At 35.9% G+C, this 14,654-nt stretch carries 17 protein-coding genes; 6 read left to right on the plus strand and 11 right to left on the minus strand.

Translation table 11 applies throughout. The features are described 5' to 3' along the window. Positions 1–223 precede the first annotated feature (223 nt). Positions 224–1,264: a 16S rRNA (guanine(1207)-N(2))-methyltransferase RsmC gene (gene rsmC / locus A9G24_RS00050; protein WP_065637206.1), complete on the minus strand. Its 1,041-nt coding sequence runs from the start codon at positions 1,262–1,264 to the stop codon at positions 224–226. A gap of 88 nt (positions 1,265–1,352) precedes the next feature. Between rsmC and A9G24_RS00055 the strand changes: the two genes are divergently transcribed. The 6 genes from A9G24_RS00055 to cyaY all read left to right on the plus strand — a co-directional run bounded on the left by A9G24_RS00055 (position 1,353) and on the right by cyaY (position 4,639). Continuing rightward, positions 1,353–1,760 carry a DNA polymerase III subunit psi gene (locus A9G24_RS00055; RefSeq protein ID WP_065587470.1) on the plus strand — a complete coding sequence of 136 codons (408 nt, stop codon included), beginning with the start codon at positions 1,353–1,355 and terminating at the stop codon, positions 1,758–1,760. After that, complete coding sequence (gene rimI, locus A9G24_RS00060; RefSeq protein WP_065637207.1) at positions 1,729–2,190, plus strand: ribosomal protein S18-alanine N-acetyltransferase; 462 nt, start codon at positions 1,729–1,731, stop codon at positions 2,188–2,190. The genes A9G24_RS00055 and rimI overlap by 32 nt, the downstream gene beginning before the upstream one ends. Before the next feature lie 32 nt (positions 2,191–2,222). Continuing rightward, positions 2,223–2,846 (plus strand): thiamine diphosphokinase, encoded by a 624-nt coding sequence (locus A9G24_RS00065; RefSeq protein WP_065637208.1) that lies wholly within the window; start codon positions 2,223–2,225, stop codon positions 2,844–2,846. An 82-nt stretch (positions 2,847–2,928) separates the two neighbouring features. Next, positions 2,929–3,714: a hypothetical protein gene (locus A9G24_RS12760; RefSeq protein ID WP_065637209.1), complete on the plus strand. Its 786-nt coding sequence runs from the start codon at positions 2,929–2,931 to the stop codon at positions 3,712–3,714. Next, positions 3,714–4,229: a surface-adhesin E family protein gene (locus A9G24_RS00075; protein ID WP_065637210.1), complete on the plus strand. Its 516-nt coding sequence runs from the start codon at positions 3,714–3,716 to the stop codon at positions 4,227–4,229. The genes A9G24_RS12760 and A9G24_RS00075 overlap by 1 nt, the downstream gene beginning before the upstream one ends. A 98-nt stretch (positions 4,230–4,327) precedes the next feature. Then, a complete protein-coding gene (cyaY, locus tag A9G24_RS00080; protein WP_065637211.1) occupies positions 4,328–4,639 on the plus strand; it encodes an iron donor protein CyaY in 312 nt (103 codons plus the stop codon). Positions 4,640–4,720: 81 nt separating this feature from the next. On the opposite strand, the gene uvrD is transcribed toward cyaY, so the two are convergent. From uvrD to A9G24_RS00125, 10 genes are all read right to left on the minus strand, one after another. Further along, entirely contained in the window at positions 4,721–6,904 is a 2,184-nt protein-coding gene (gene uvrD / locus A9G24_RS00085; protein WP_065637212.1) for a DNA helicase II, read from the minus strand. 202 nt (positions 6,905–7,106) lie between these two features. Continuing rightward, a complete protein-coding gene (gene yigB, locus A9G24_RS00090) occupies positions 7,107–7,820 on the minus strand; it encodes a 5-amino-6-(5-phospho-D-ribitylamino)uracil phosphatase YigB (protein ID WP_065637213.1) in 714 nt (237 codons plus the stop codon). A gap of 2 nt (positions 7,821–7,822) precedes the next feature. Continuing rightward, positions 7,823–8,743, minus strand: a complete 921-nt coding sequence (xerC, locus tag A9G24_RS00095; protein WP_065637214.1) for a tyrosine recombinase XerC — start codon at positions 8,741–8,743, stop codon at positions 7,823–7,825. A 9-nt stretch (positions 8,744–8,752) separates the two neighbouring features. Continuing rightward, positions 8,753–9,487: a DUF484 family protein gene (locus A9G24_RS00100; RefSeq protein ID WP_065637215.1), complete on the minus strand. Its 735-nt coding sequence runs from the start codon at positions 9,485–9,487 to the stop codon at positions 8,753–8,755. A gap of 148 nt (positions 9,488–9,635) precedes the next feature. Further along, the gene (gene dapF / locus A9G24_RS00105; RefSeq protein WP_065637216.1) at positions 9,636–10,460 is read right to left on the minus strand and encodes a diaminopimelate epimerase; all 825 of its coding nucleotides are present in this window, start codon (positions 10,458–10,460) and stop codon (positions 9,636–9,638) included. Positions 10,461–10,582: 122 nt separating this feature from the next. After that, positions 10,583–11,836 carry a diaminopimelate decarboxylase gene (lysA, locus tag A9G24_RS00110; RefSeq protein ID WP_065637217.1) on the minus strand — a complete coding sequence of 418 codons (1,254 nt, stop codon included), beginning with the start codon at positions 11,834–11,836 and terminating at the stop codon, positions 10,583–10,585. Positions 11,837–11,848: 12 nt separating this feature from the next. Continuing rightward, positions 11,849–12,016, minus strand: coding sequence for an LPS translocon maturation chaperone LptM (gene lptM, locus A9G24_RS12595; RefSeq protein ID WP_141673008.1), 168 nt, complete (start codon positions 12,014–12,016; stop codon positions 11,849–11,851). 308 nt (positions 12,017–12,324) lie between these two features. Next, on the minus strand, positions 12,325–13,200 hold the full coding sequence (locus A9G24_RS00115; protein WP_065637227.1) for an L-ribulose-5-phosphate 3-epimerase: 876 nt from the start codon (positions 13,198–13,200) through the stop codon (positions 12,325–12,327). A 96-nt stretch (positions 13,201–13,296) separates the two neighbouring features. Then, positions 13,297–13,941, minus strand: coding sequence for a 3-keto-L-gulonate-6-phosphate decarboxylase UlaD (locus A9G24_RS00120; protein ID WP_065637218.1), 645 nt, complete (start codon positions 13,939–13,941; stop codon positions 13,297–13,299). A gap of 19 nt (positions 13,942–13,960) precedes the next feature. After that, on the minus strand, positions 13,961–14,653 hold the full coding sequence (locus tag A9G24_RS00125) for an L-ribulose-5-phosphate 4-epimerase (protein WP_065637219.1): 693 nt from the start codon (positions 14,651–14,653) through the stop codon (positions 13,961–13,963). Position 14,654: the final 1 nt, after the last annotated feature.

Below are 14,654 nucleotides of genomic sequence, written 5' to 3' on the forward strand. Positions count from 1 at the left end.
TATTTTTGTTACGTTTTTTTAAGCTATTTTTTAATTTATTTAATAAAATCCAAATTAAAAATCCTATTTATGGTTTAAATAAAAAAATAAACCCCGAATTATATCGAGGTTTGTCATCAATCTGAGGGCGATAAAATCGCCCCTTTATTTGTAAAACTTGATAAAACTTGTGATATGTATTGCAACGTATCCTTTTCTTTAAAAAATAAACGAACCTCACTTATTAATGGCTTGCTAAATAAACTTTAAATTTAGTCGTTTGGGCTATCACTTCAACACATTTGAATGTTTCATCTAAAATGGCTTGATACGGTAAAAATGAATTTGCCACAATGCACAAATAACCATTTAATTTTAAATGTTTTTTAGCTTCCTTAATTAAGGAATTAACCGCAGTGTAACTGGTTTGTTTACCATCATGAAAAGGGGGATTCGAAACAATAAGATGATATTTACCATTTAAATGAGAAAAAACATCACTGGCCACAACGACCCCATTTACACTATTACTGGCTAACGTCATTTTGCTTGACTCAATTGCTGCGCTACTAACATCGGATAACGTCAGTTCTATATCATGGCATAATTTACCAAGCACTGTAGATAATATACCCGAGCCACAGCCCACATCCAATACATTGCCTTTTATAATATCAGCATGATCTATTAATGCATTTAATAATAACTCACTGCCTGCATCTAACCCTTTTTGGCTAAATACACCTGGCAAACTTTTAATTTCGATATCTTGATTTTCAATAGTTAAATGATAACTTAACCACCACTCATTAAGATCAAACGCTAAACGGCTATCCGCCTGAAAATGATATAAGCCACAACGCCTTGCACTATCGATTTTTTGAATTGTACCAAAATCACTCAATAAATCTTCCACGCTTTTTACACCTGTTCTATTTTCACCAATGATAAAAATATCACTGCCTTTTGGCATATTATGCAATAAATAAGAAATCTGAAATTGTGCTTCGCTTTTTGTTTTTGGCCAATAGTAAATTAGCGTATCCATGCCAACATAGAGTTCTGCTTCTGGCAACAATGAAAAATAGGTATACTTGCCACGGACACTATTTTTTAAACGTAAATAAGTATGAAATTGTGTGCAATGAATCTTAACTTGATTTGCTGACATGATAGCGGGATAACTGTCTTGAATATCACCAGCGATGATCACATTTTTATTACTAAAAAATGTTTGATGACGCTCAAGTACTTGACTTGCTGGAGTAAAAGCTGATGTTGCCATATTTCCTCAATGAAAAACCTTTATAAATTGATGCATTGATTATACAATTAACTATCTTTAATCTCTAATAAAAAACAGTAAGTCAATAATGACGCAACAAGATTGGTACCTAAAGCAGTGCAATATAACGCAATATGTTTTGCGCAACACAAATGTCTTTAAGGGCGAAATCGCCACTCATATCAGCGATAAGATCCGACTAATTGTCGTTGCCAAAGAGCAACCAACCCAAAAAATCTATCTGGATATATTAAATGCGATTCGTCTTACCCAAGATCAGGTGCTAGTATTAACACCATCTCAACTTATTGTATCAGCGAGTGATATTAAAACAGTGATTTGGTTTATCGATATAACGCCTGAAGAGTCTTGGCAAAACCCATTAACGATTCAAACCGCTAGCTTAGATCAGCTTGCAAAAGCACCCCAACAAAAACGCCTACTTTGGCAACAGTTATGTCAATATGAAAACTATTTCCACCCTGACCGAACATGATTTAGTAAAAGCTTTTGAATTAGAGCTGATCTGTCATGCAATCCCTTGGTCAAAACAGACGTTCTTTTCAAACCAAGGTGATCATTACTTAAATTTTAAAATAACGATTGATAACCAAATAGTAGGATTTTGCATCTGCCAACAAGTCGCCGATGAAGCTAATTTATTTAATATTGCAATTCATCCCGATTTTAGAAAGCAAGGACTGGCAAAAGCTCTACTCAACCATTTGATAGAAGCGTTAATAACCATAAAATCGCCTTGTCCGATTTCAACACTTTGGCTTGAAGTCAGGCAATCAAATACGTCAGCAATTTCGCTATACCATGCGCTGGGTTTTAATCAAATCACAATTCGAAAAAATTATTATCCAACAACCGATGGTAAACAAGAAGATGCGATTATCATGGCTTATACGTTAGCTTTGTAATTAACCAATCAGGTAAACCTAAAAGGAAGCCGATGTCACAAAATAAAGCCTTACTCTTTGTCAATGGTGAGCCGCCATTGCATAGCTTTTGTAATTTAGAAAAGTACACCTATATCGCTTGTACTGATGGTGCTTACCATAATTATCTGTCCACATCAACAATCCAACCTGATTTTATTATTGGTGATTTAGACAGTTATAATTCAAACGGTAAAATTCCTCCCAAAACTGAAGTTATTCATACACCCGATCAAAATAAAACGGATTTTGAAAAAGCACTTTTATTTCTAATGAGTAAAGGGATAACTTCATTTGATGTATTTGGCGCTACAGGAAGGGCGAGCGATCACTTTTTAGGAAATCTTTCTGTTGCAATGCAATATTATCATCAATATCAAATAACGTTTTATGATAATTATTGCCATTTCTTTTTTGCCAAATATCATCAGGAAATTACTCATGTAAAAGATCATATTATTTCACTAATGCCACTTTCCAAAGTAACGGGTTTAACTATCACCGGCTTTCAGTATCCTTTGATTGACCAAACTTTATTCCTAGGTGGCAGTGTTAGTTTAAGAAACAAAGCAATTAGCGATTTGGTTAAAATATCTTTTAAAAACGGAGATTTAATGGTTTTTATTGAAAATTTATAGAATGTTAATTGACACAAGCATTTACATTACTTTACAATGGGTTTACAACAATAAGTATAATTATTGAACAAAGGATTTTCACATGCTTCTAAAAAAATTTTCTGTGCTTGTGTGTGCAGCTTTTTTTTCTTGTACAACTTTTGCACAAAACAACAATAGGAAGAGTGAAACTGATAAGGTAATCGATACATTTCTTCAATGTAATAATCAGTTTTTTGAGCAACTTGCTATGCATCAAGAGTCAATAAGTCAATATGTTGACTTAATGACAACACCCGATAACGTAACTTATATCCCTGTTGAATCTATTCAACAAAATGATAAGAACAAAGTCCTGTTTAAAAAACCAATTAAGTATCGTGGTTTAGAAATTACTGGTTATCAAAATATCTATATTCCAACCTCATTGTCAGGTCATTTTTTGTACTGGGGGTTCATCTTTAATAATACTGAAGATGAAATTAAAGCCTCTTTAAATAATATTAATTGGTTGCCATACAACGCTAATATTTATATAGCAAACGCAAAAATTTATGATCGCCAATTGAAATCTCCAGAATGGCAAGATGATCCTTATGCTATTGATGGTGTTATTCCAAGGCTCGGCACGATGAATAAGTCACTTTATTTAGAACCCTCTACCAATAATCAAACTAGTGTTTTTTGTTCTATTCAAGGTGATTTAGATAAAGAGACGCTTCTTGCAACTCGCCCTGATCTAAAACCAATCATTGAAAAACAAGAAGCTGAACGTCAAGAACGGATTAAAGCCTATAAAGAGAAAAAGCAAAAAGAAAAACAAGTACAACAATCTCAACCACAAGCTACCCCTACAGAAGCGGCTTCAAAACATGGAGATAATATTTAATGAAAAAGCTTAGTTTATTCTTAATTCTTTTTTCTTTTGCAACATTTAGTCATGCCGTTGTAGAACAAACTAATGTTGACGCTAAAGCGAATACCAATACAGCAGTAGAGAGTTTAAAAGATCCTAGAGTAGGTGAACAATTTATTCCAACATCTAAATCAAAAGAAGATAATACTATTGGTTATTCTTTTTTAGATAGGAATTCGATTAAGCTTCATCCTTTCAATGCCAAAATTCGTATGTTTAAAGAAGTGACAAATTATAGCCCAGCATTAGTGCAAAAAAATGATGATAGTACTGTAACGCCCTATCACGCCATTGAAATTGATTATTATGCCAATTGCGACAAAATGGAGTTAGCGAAAGGTGAACTTAGAACAATCGAAAACAACTTTGGTGACGGCAAATTAGTTAATACCATTCAAATGCCAAACCGCTGGTTAGCGATGAGCCAAGACCAAGAACAATATAAGCTACTTGTTATTGCCTGTTCTTTGCCTCTTGCAAATGAATAATTAGTCAATACTTATTTAACTCTTGCCATCTTGCTGTGGCAGAGTATATCCATTTATGCTAATATCACGCCATTATTTACCTGAATGATTACACCTTTATGAATATCAAACAATTCTATACGCTTGCTGATCAGTTATTTAATAAAATCGAGCTGTTTTTGGATGGTTATGCAGATGAGCATGACATCGATTTAGATTACGAAACAAACGGCAATGTCATCACAGTTAGCTTCCCCAATAGTAGTAAGATTATTGTCAATACCCAAGAACCACTATTTCAAGTTTGGCTAGCCACTCGCAATCAAGGGTATCATTTTGATTATGTCGATAATAATTGGATTTGCAATCGAACCAACAAGTCGTTCGACCAAATTTTTTCTGAGGCTGTAAAAGAACAAGCTGATCAATAATATATACAAAAAAGGGAATTAATTTAACACTTAACTCCCGTTTTCATCGCATAATTAACCAATCTTATTCAAAAGAAAAACCTACAATAAAGTTAGGTTTGCCAGTTTAACTACCAACCACTTAATGCCTTCATTAACAAAAGCAATTTGTACACGTTTGTGTTCACCCTCGCCATCAAGATTGACAATAGTTCCTTCACCAAAACGTTTATGTAACACTTTACGACCTAATTTATAACCATCACATTGCGGCTTTTGTTTAGGATAAGATTTTTTTCTCTCAGATAGCGTGATATTACCTTGATAACTAATTTCATTTAATTTATCAATGGGTAATTCTGCTAGAAAACGTGACGGTAAATTACGCTCCTCACGACCATATAGACGCCTTATCTGAGCTAATGACAATGTTAAGCATTTACGTGCTCTAGTAATACCTACATAAGCAAGACGCCTTTCTTCTTCCATTTTGTCGAATTCTTGAGAAGATCGTAAATCTGGGAATATACCCTCTTCTAATCCAACAATAAACACATTATCAAATTCAAGACCTTTGGCTGAATGCAGAGTCATTAACTGAACTGAATCTTGCTCATTAATCACATCTCGGCTTTCTAGTGAAGTATAAGCCAAAAATGATTCTAAAACCGTCAAAGTTTTACCCGTTATACTATCTTGAATAACTGTGTTTTCATTAGCACGATAGAACTGCTCAGCGGCTGATACTAATTCTTCAAGATTTTCTAACCTTGCTTGCCCTTTAATGCCAGGTTCTTGCTCGTACATTTGCAAAACACCAGATAATTTTATAATGGCATCAAGCTGCTTGTAAAATGGTTGCTCCCCAACTTCATTATAGATAGATTCCATCAATTCCAAAAAGCGACTAATACCTGAGCACTGTCTTTCAGTCAATGCATTGCTTTGAATTAGCATTAAGCATGCATTCCATAACGAAATATTATGTTGCTTTGCTGTCAACCTAACTTTATCTAGCGTGATATTACCAACACCTCGTGTTGGAGTATTGATTGTAGCTTCAAACGCCATGTCATTATTGTGATCATGCAATAGTCGCAAATAGGCAAGCGCTAATTTAACTTCTTGTCTTTCATAAAAACGAATGGAGCCATAAATTTGGTAAGGTAATCCTGCTTGTAATAATGTATCTTCAAGTAGGCGAGATTGTAGATTATTGCGGTACAAAATAGCGCAATCTGCAAACTTTTCGCCTTCTTGATGGCATTTTTTTATTTGACTCACAACAAATCTTGCTTCGTCAATATCATTAAAACCAATATAAAGCGAAATCTTTTCACCCTCGCCTCTATCTGTCCATAGATTCTTACCCAATCGATTTCGGTTTTGCGCTATCAAACTATTCGCTACATCTAAAATATTACCTGTTGAACGGTAATTTTGCTCTAAACGAATAATTTCTGTTTCGGGGTAATCATTGCTAAATAATTGAAGATTATCCGCATTAGCACCACGCCAACTATAGATAGACTGGTCATCATCACCAACAATCATCACATTAGCTGTATTACCCGCTATTTTTTGCACCAACCGGTATTGAATTTTATTGGTATCTTGAAATTCATCAATTAATATATTACTAAAACGATGATGACAGTAAGCTAAAACTTCGTTATCACGGCAAAGCAGTTCATAAGATCTTAGGATTAATTCAGAAAAATCAACATAACCGACTCTATCACAAATGGCTTGATAATCGCGATAAATCGTTTGCCACATAACTTGTTTAGGATCTTCAGGAACAATATCATCCGCACGAAGTCCCTTTTCTTTTTGAGTGGAAATAAAACCAGCACACTGTTTGGCTGACCACTGTTTTTCGTCGATTTTTAGTTCACGAAAAATTCGCTTGATAAGCCGAATTTGATCTTCTGTATCAATAAGTTGAAAATTAGGCGGCAACTTAGCTTGCTCAGGAAACATGCGTAATAAACGATGGGTCAATCCATGAAACGTACCTACCCACATGCCATTGAAATAACCCTCACCTACTAATGCTTGAATCCGCTCTTGCATTTCGGCAGCAGCTTTATTGGTAAATGTAACGGCAAAAATAGAACTAGGCGAATAATGCTTTTCAAGACAAAGCCAAGCAATACGATGAACTAAAACGCGAGTTTTACCACTCCCAGCACCGGCAAGAACAATGGTATATTGGTTATCAGTGGTGACAGCATTTTGTTGCTCTGCATTCAGTCCATCTAATAATGTTTTATTAATTTCCATTAAATTCAAACCTATTTTGATAATAGAAAACATTAACCAGCATTAATGTTGAGTGTGTTATTAATATTTTTATCATAATTCGAGATATTTTGACGACTGTAATCGAACAGAATCTAAAGATAAGTTTCTTTGAGTGCAATTTGCCAGAACTTAACCTATCTTTATATAAATTTACTGTCTATTTATACAGAAAAAGGAATGATTATAACAGATTCTCCAATTCTGGCAATTGAGTTATTTCTATATGAGGCAAACAACTTGCATTATCAAGGTGTAAAATATTACGATGATAAATATTGATAAAGCAAGCCAAAAAGCCGTTATTAATTGCACCATTGACATCAGTTAATAGATTATCGCCCACATGTAAAATATGATGTGATGGAATAGCTAGCTTATCAGAGGCCAAATCAAAAATCTCGGGAAAAGGTTTTGAACGCCCATGTTCACCACCACGTAATGAAAACTGAAAATAGTCACCCAAACCAATTTGATGAATATCAACGTTACCATTAGTAATCACCGCTAAAGGATATTTAGTTGCCAATTTGGTTAATAGCAAATGTGTTGATTCAGGAACGTTTATCTTGTGTCGCCAAAAATTAAAACAGGTGACAGATTCATCAATCACATCAGCAAATTTTGATACTGGAATATTAGTTTTACTTAATAGCGATTTAATAGTTTGAATTCGCCAAACTATGACATCATGATAAATTTCAGGATAAGATGTCAGTACTGCGTACTTTTCAGCAAAAAAGTCAGATGTCGTTAAAGTGCACAATTGTTCATGACGTTGAAGCATTTTAACCATTTCTTCTTCCGCTTTTTCAACGATCATACTGTTATCATATAGCGTATCATCAAGATCGAATGTGAATGCTTTAATACAATGAATAGACCGATAAAAGTACATCGTTATTTTCCCCTTTTGGCTCGCGGGTGAGCTGAGTCATAAACTTCTGACAAGTGTGAAAAATCCAAATGGGTATAGACTTGGGTCGTTGATAAATCGGCATGACCAAGCAATTCCTGAACTGCACGCAAGTCCCGACTTGATTCAAGCATATGAGTTGCAAATGAATGGCGTAATTTATGTGGATGAACGTGACTACTTAACCCTTGTTTGACACCCCATTGTGAAAATCGCTTTTCAACATTACGCGGTGAAATCCGTTTACCCAATTTTGAAATAAACAACGCATCATCTTGTGGGACTAAAGAGTCGCGCATCGAAAGCCAATGTTTAATCCATTTAATTGACTCTCGGCCTAATGGCAGTTTCCGTTCTTTACTACCCTTTCCCATTACGCGAATTTCGCCATCGATAAGATTTAATTCTCGACAATTAAGACTAACTAATTCGGACAGACGCACCCCTGAACCATACATAACTTCAAGCATTGCTCTGTCGCGGACTGAAAGCGGATCGTTAGCTTCAATATCAAGCAATTGATTAATTTCGTCAATATCAATATTTTTAGGCAGATGCTGACCTAATTTTGGATTTAACACGCCTCGAGCAGGATTGGCAGTAAGGAGCTTGTTTTTTACCATCCAATCACAAAAACTACGCAATGCCGATAGCCTTAATGACAAGCTTCTTGCCTGTAATCCTTTTTGTTTACTGCGACTAACTAACACTCTTACTGCTGATGAATCTAAATCCTGCCAAGTTGAAATTTCACCTTCTTTTGCCAGCGAAATAAGCGCATAAAGCTGACGTCGATAATTGATTTGAGTATTCAAACTGAGCTGCTTTTCTGACTTTAAATAATTCAAAAACTGATCGACAGGCAATGTTAAGGGAGCATTAGCATTTTCGTTAAGTTGAACCATGATATTTCCTTATTTTTTTCGCATAATCCATCGGCTAATTAAAATAGGCAAAATTTCACTCATTTTCTCAAGTAACAATGTACCTTGCCCAGCTTGATAATGTTCTGGATTAGTGCTAGTAAACATTAAAAGCCCTAAATCCCCAAATTGCCCTAATAAAGTTAAAGCCACCGACCCAACATAACCATGTTCAGGTAATAAAAAATCAAGTTCAGTTGAATTTAAAGTGCCTAAATATTGTTGAGTATACTGTAAATGTCTAACACGAATAAAATCAAATTGTGATGAATTTAAAGCTAAGTGAGGGTAATTTGACGGTGCACTAAGCAGCCATTTATCGTCAAAGAGATATAAATAAGCACCGCTAAGACCTAACGATTTTGCCCATGTATTTAATAATACAATCAATTGATTGAGATCCTGCGCTTTAATCAATTCAATTTGTAGATCCATCAGTTGTCTAAACAGCAATTCGTTAGCGCTGGCATGTTCCATTAATAATGATATTTCACACTCTAATTGCTTAATTTTGTTACGCTGACGAGCCATATTCCATTCAGGTAACGAAATAATCCCCCGAACGGGGTGGGGCACTCGCATGTACTCAACATACCGCGCATTTCGCATAAAAAAATCTGGGTTATCAATAAGATATTGACTCACAATGTCGTCATTTAATTTTTCCGATGAGGGCTGTTGTTGTATTTGTTTTGTTCTCAACTTTCGTGTATTTTTAGCAACCATAATTAACGTCTATCGTATTATCTTATATTTCTAATGCTTTCTACTTTTGATTGAATCACGCCAAACATAAAAATCAACACCATTATCAACTTATTTTATGAAGTTTTCTATCAACAAATGTTAGAGCCATACAGTAAAAATATCAAAATTAAATGGCAATAAAGCCATCATACACATGCGTAGCAGGTCCAGTCATATAAAGGGGATGATTGCCGCCTTTCCATTCAATTAATAATTTGCCACCCGGTAAATTAACCTTAACACGTTGGTTCAATAATCCTTGATTAATACCGATTGCTACCGCAGCACAAGCCCCCGTCCCACAAGCTTTCGTTTCGCCAACCCCACGTTCAAATACACGCAAATTAATGTTATCGCGATCAATAATATGCATAAACCCAATATTGGCGCGTTCAGGAAAGCGATCATGTTGCTCTAATAATGACCCAAGTGTTGCCACTTCTGCTGTTACAATATTATCAACTTGAATCACACAGTGAGGATTCCCCATAGATGCAACACCACATAATATGGTCTGTTCTTGTGCACGAATGATATAGGTTTTTTCTTCTTTAATAGCCTTGAAAGGAATCTTATTCGGTTCGAAAATAGGCTCCCCCATATTCACACGTACGGTATCGTCGTCATTGACGGTTAAAACAATATTACCTTTCATGGTACTGACTTTTAACACGCGTTTTCGGCTTAGTCCTTTTAAACGAACAAAACGCGCAAAACAACGAGCACCATTACCGCACTGCTCAACTTCAGAACCATCGGAATTAAAAATACGATAATGAAAATCACTATCGGGTACATAAGGAGGCTCAACAATAAGAAGCTGATCAAACCCGACCCCCGTATACCTATCTGCCATGCGTTTAATCATTTCTGTCGAAAGATGAACATTTTGCGTCACTGCATCAATAACCATAAAATCATTTCCGAGTCCATGCATTTTTGAAAAGTTCATCGTTAGTTTACCTTCTATTGTCAAACGTGTTAGTTTGTTATTCTTCTGTTTAGGCTGTTAACCAGCAGCAACTTCGAAAGGAAGTGCTATTGTGTTGAGCATTTCGATATAATGTACAAATATTATAAAACCACTTCACCGCGCCATAAATCTTCGAAAGATTCACGCTCACGGATTAATTTATGTTGTTGTTCATCAATGAGCATCACTTCAGCAGGCCTTGGATGACTATTGTAATTCGATGCCATACTAAAGCCATAAGCACCAGCGCTACAAATGACCAATAAATCATCTTGGTTAGCCGAAAGCTGGCGCTGATAAGCCAGTACATCGCTTGATTCACATATTGGACCAACAACATTGTATACGAAAGATTCATCGCTAGCTTGTGGTTGTTTTTCGGGCAATATGTTCATCCAGGCATCGTAAAGTGCAGGACGGATCAAGTCATTCATCCCCGCATCAACAATCGCAAAATGGATACCATCTTGGTGTTTGGTATATTCTACTTTAGTAATTAACACACCTGAATTAGCAACAATAGATCGTCCTGGCTCAAACAAAATTTCAATATCAGGATAATTAGCTAATTTGTTTTTTAACTCAGTCACAAGTTGTGCTGCTGCTGGAGGTTGCTCGTTATCATAGCACACGCCTAAACCGCCGCCTAAATCGATATGTTCAATAACAATATTATCCGATTGTAGTTTATCCACTAAGGCCAGTATACGATCAGCTGCATCAAGAAATGGCGACAATTGCGTTAACTGTGAACCAATATGGCAATCAATACCAACAATATTAATATTAACCAATGATCGTGCCTTTTGGTAAACATCTAAAGCTAACTCATAGCTAATCCCAAATTTATTTTCGCGTAGACCTGTTGAGATATAAGGATGTGTTTTAGCATCTACATCGGGATTGATTCTTAATGAAATCGGTGCAGTTTTATTTAATCGTTTGGCAACATCATCAATTCGATACAATTCGGCTTCAGATTCAACATTAAAGCATTTAATGCCAACTTCAAGCGCACGTTCAATTTCAACGATTGATTTAGCAACACCAGAAAAAACAATTTTTTTAGGATCGGCACCCGCTTTTAATACTCGCTCTAACTCACCTTGTGAAACAATATCAAAACCCGCTCCCAGTTTTACCAGTAAACTTAAAACCGCTAAATTACTGTTAGCTTTAACCGCATAACAAACTAAATGCTTATTATTAGTCAAAGCCTGTTCATAGGCTAGAAACTGTTTACTGATGTGATCGGCCGAATAAACATATAACGGGGTACCATAGTGTTTAGCAAGATCGGCTATCGCAATTTGATTGGCAAATAAGCGAGCATGTCGATAATTTAAAAAGTCCATCACCTTACCCCACTATGCATTTTTAATCAATATATTAGATTGAATTGAGGCAGTTGTTGTTAGTTTGGTCTGTTGCGTTTGTGCCTTTTCAACTGGCTGATAAAGCGGGCCCTTTAATCCACATCCCACTAATGCCAAAGTAACAAAAAAGATAGAGAGTGATTTTATCGTTGATTTCATACAATATCCGCAATTCTTTCCATTTTTTTATGATGCTATCTATATTACACGATAGCCATAGCAGTGCAAAGAGTAAATAATCATGTTTAAGCAAACACATATATAAAATTTGTAACTTGAGCAGATAAAAAGATAAATAAAAATATAAACTGCGAGTTAAAGCTTGGTTTTCACCATTAACCACAAAACTTAATACACGTTAAACTATTTTATGTTAAGCTCCCCCATTAAATGGCTTGCGAGGAGCTTAATTCCCCCATCACAGCAATGGTATTAATCCTTGAAGGAATAAAATAAAGATTAGAATATTAGCAAAAAAGCGGAAAATTTGTTTTGTCACCTATTGCTTTCAATCGTTTTTGAGCGGTGATAATATTGGATTTCCAATTATCATCATTTGCCCACATTTCGATAACTAGGGGTGCTACATAATTCATGGCATTAAGCATTTTGAATATAGCAATAAAATCAACTTCTCCTTCACCTATAACAAGATCTCTAAACTTACCTGGATAATTGGGTTTAACTTTATGGGTGTCCTTTAAGTGAATTTGTACAATATGCTCACAACTTAACATTAATTCGGTGCAAGTATCGTAATTCCATCCTGTGATGTTTCCAACGTCTGGATAAGCCATAAAATAAGGCGAGTTAATCTCTTTTTTCAGAATTTCAAATTTACTTAAGCAGTTAAGATATTGCGTATCCATGATTTCAACCGCCAACATTACGCCAACTCGCTCGGCCTGTTTTGCTGCCCATTTCATTCCTTCAATAAAACGTTGATGTGTTTGCAAATCAGACGGTTCATAATACACATCATATCCAGCAAGCTGAATCACCCTTATACCCAATTTATAAGCAAACGTAATTGCTTTATCCATTATGGCTTTGGCTTCTTTTCTAATATCGCTATTTGCTGATCCAAACGGATATTTACGATGAGCACTAAGACACATAGAATGAAGTGGTATGCCAGTCTTTTCGCATAAATGTCTAAGCGAATATATCTCATCATCAGACCAATCTAACCTTGCACGACGCGCATGCGACTCATCGACTGAAATTTCGACAAAATCAAATCCTAATGTTTTAGCTTCATTTAATTTATCTTGCCATGATAGTTCGTTAGGCAATGCTTTTTCATAAATCCCTATACGAGGAGTCGTTTTAGATTGATACATTGTTCTTGATATATCTGTACTTTGCGACATAGTGACCACCTGATAATAATTAAACAAAAAAGAAAAATGGCCCAATTAACGGCCACATGATGGTAATTACCAATATTGAGTTATTTGTTCTTTTAATGCTTGCGCGGTTTTTTTGCCATTTTCATTAGCCAAAGCACGACCCGCAATAAACGCTTTGGTTTTAATACCCGCAAATAGATGTATATCTTCAGGTACAATGCCGCCTGTAATTGACAGTTCTAACCCTAAATCAGAAAGTTGACGCATTTTAATTAAATCATCCTCACTCCAGCCAATACCAGCAAGTTCAGCATCGCGTGACCGATGATATATTGCTTGCTTAATGCCTAATTTCCGCCACGCTTTCGCATCATCTAATGTCCAATGACCATATAATTCAATTTGAATTTCGCCTTTAAATTCATCAGCCACTTTTTTACATGCTTCAACGGTTGCAATGTGAGCTGCGGCTGATACTGTTAACCAATTTGCGCCGGCTGAAAACGCCATTTTTGCCAATATCGCACCACCGTCAGTTGTTTTTAAATCACAGACTAAAATATGATTTGGATAGAGCTCTCTTAGCCTTTTTACACTTTGCATGCCTGCACCAAAAGCAAGAATGGTGCCAACTTCAATGATTTCGACAAATCCTGCTACATTTTTCGCCACATCTAAGGCTGGTGCTAATTCGGTTTGATCTAACGCAATTTGTAATTTTGGTGTTGACATGTTTTTCTCCTTATCTCTTTTATTTTTGACCGTAGTAAGCATTCGCACCATGTTTGCGAAAGTAATGCTTATCTGATAAAGTTTGTTGAATTTTAATTGTCTGATTTAGTTGGCGGGTTGCCAATGCCATCATGGCGATTTCTTCAAGTACAACGGCATTATGTACAGCATCAAAAGCACTTTTACCCCAGCAAAATGGCGCATGTCCCGAAATCACCGCTCCTGGCATTGCGACAGGATCAAGCCCACGGCATTTAAATTCTTCAACAATAACTAACCCGGTGTTTTTTTCGTAGTCAGTTGCAATTTCGCTATCGGTCAATTCACGTGTGCAGGGCACATCGCCATAAAAGTAATCAGCATGTGTGGTGCCTAAAGCAGGAATATCTAATTCAGCCTGAGCCCAAATGGTTGCATAACGTGAATGTGTATGTACAACACCACCAATATCAGGAAACGCTTTATACAGTTCAATATGAGTTGCCGTATCGCTTGAAGGATTCAACCTCCCTTCAACAATGTCGCCCGATAATGAAACCACCACGATATCGTCAACGGTCATATTGCTATACTCAACGCCAGAAGGCTTAATGGCAATAACCGCTTTAGTGCGATCAATTTCAGACACATTACCCCACGTAAAGGTGACCAAATTATATTTTGGTAACAATAAATTAGCTTGCAAGACACGTTTTTTTAAAGCTTGATACATA

The organism is Gilliamella sp. App6-5 (assembly GCF_001690525.1).
Lineage (GTDB): Bacteria > Pseudomonadota > Gammaproteobacteria > Enterobacterales > Orbaceae > Gilliamella > Gilliamella apicola_H.

What these genes read in the sequence shown, in the direction of transcription:
- A9G24_RS00055 (WP_065587470.1), top strand. Translation starts at nt 1,353, where the DNA reads ATGACGCAACAAGATTGGTACCTAAAGCAGTGCAATATAACGCAATAT.
- lptM (WP_141673008.1), bottom strand. Translation starts at nt 12,016, where the DNA reads ATGAAATCAACGATAAAATCACTCTCTATCTTTTTTGTTACTTTGGCA.
- A9G24_RS12760 (WP_065637209.1), top strand. Translation starts at nt 2,929, where the DNA reads ATGCTTCTAAAAAAATTTTCTGTGCTTGTGTGTGCAGCTTTTTTTTCT.
- yigB (WP_065637213.1), bottom strand. Translation starts at nt 7,820, where the DNA reads ATGTACTTTTATCGGTCTATTCATTGTATTAAAGCATTCACATTCGAT.
- rimI (WP_065637207.1), top strand. Translation starts at nt 1,729, where the DNA reads ATGAAAACTATTTCCACCCTGACCGAACATGATTTAGTAAAAGCTTTT.
- A9G24_RS00120 (WP_065637218.1), bottom strand. Translation starts at nt 13,941, where the DNA reads ATGTCAACACCAAAATTACAAATTGCGTTAGATCAAACCGAATTAGCA.
- A9G24_RS00075 (WP_065637210.1), top strand. Translation starts at nt 3,714, where the DNA reads ATGAAAAAGCTTAGTTTATTCTTAATTCTTTTTTCTTTTGCAACATTT.
- cyaY (WP_065637211.1), top strand. Translation starts at nt 4,328, where the DNA reads ATGAATATCAAACAATTCTATACGCTTGCTGATCAGTTATTTAATAAA.
- A9G24_RS00065 (WP_065637208.1), top strand. Translation starts at nt 2,223, where the DNA reads ATGTCACAAAATAAAGCCTTACTCTTTGTCAATGGTGAGCCGCCATTG.
- dapF (WP_065637216.1), bottom strand. Translation starts at nt 10,460, where the DNA reads ATGAACTTTTCAAAAATGCATGGACTCGGAAATGATTTTATGGTTATT.
- uvrD (WP_065637212.1), bottom strand. Translation starts at nt 6,904, where the DNA reads ATGGAAATTAATAAAACATTATTAGATGGACTGAATGCAGAGCAACAA.
- rsmC (WP_065637206.1), bottom strand. Translation starts at nt 1,264, where the DNA reads ATGGCAACATCAGCTTTTACTCCAGCAAGTCAAGTACTTGAGCGTCAT.
- lysA (WP_065637217.1), bottom strand. Translation starts at nt 11,836, where the DNA reads ATGGACTTTTTAAATTATCGACATGCTCGCTTATTTGCCAATCAAATT.
- A9G24_RS00125 (WP_065637219.1), bottom strand. Translation starts at nt 14,653, where the DNA reads ATGTATCAAGCTTTAAAAAAACGTGTCTTGCAAGCTAATTTATTGTTA.
- A9G24_RS00115 (WP_065637227.1), bottom strand. Translation starts at nt 13,200, where the DNA reads ATGTATCAATCTAAAACGACTCCTCGTATAGGGATTTATGAAAAAGCA.
- A9G24_RS00100 (WP_065637215.1), bottom strand. Translation starts at nt 9,487, where the DNA reads ATGGTTGCTAAAAATACACGAAAGTTGAGAACAAAACAAATACAACAA.
- xerC (WP_065637214.1), bottom strand. Translation starts at nt 8,743, where the DNA reads ATGGTTCAACTTAACGAAAATGCTAATGCTCCCTTAACATTGCCTGTC.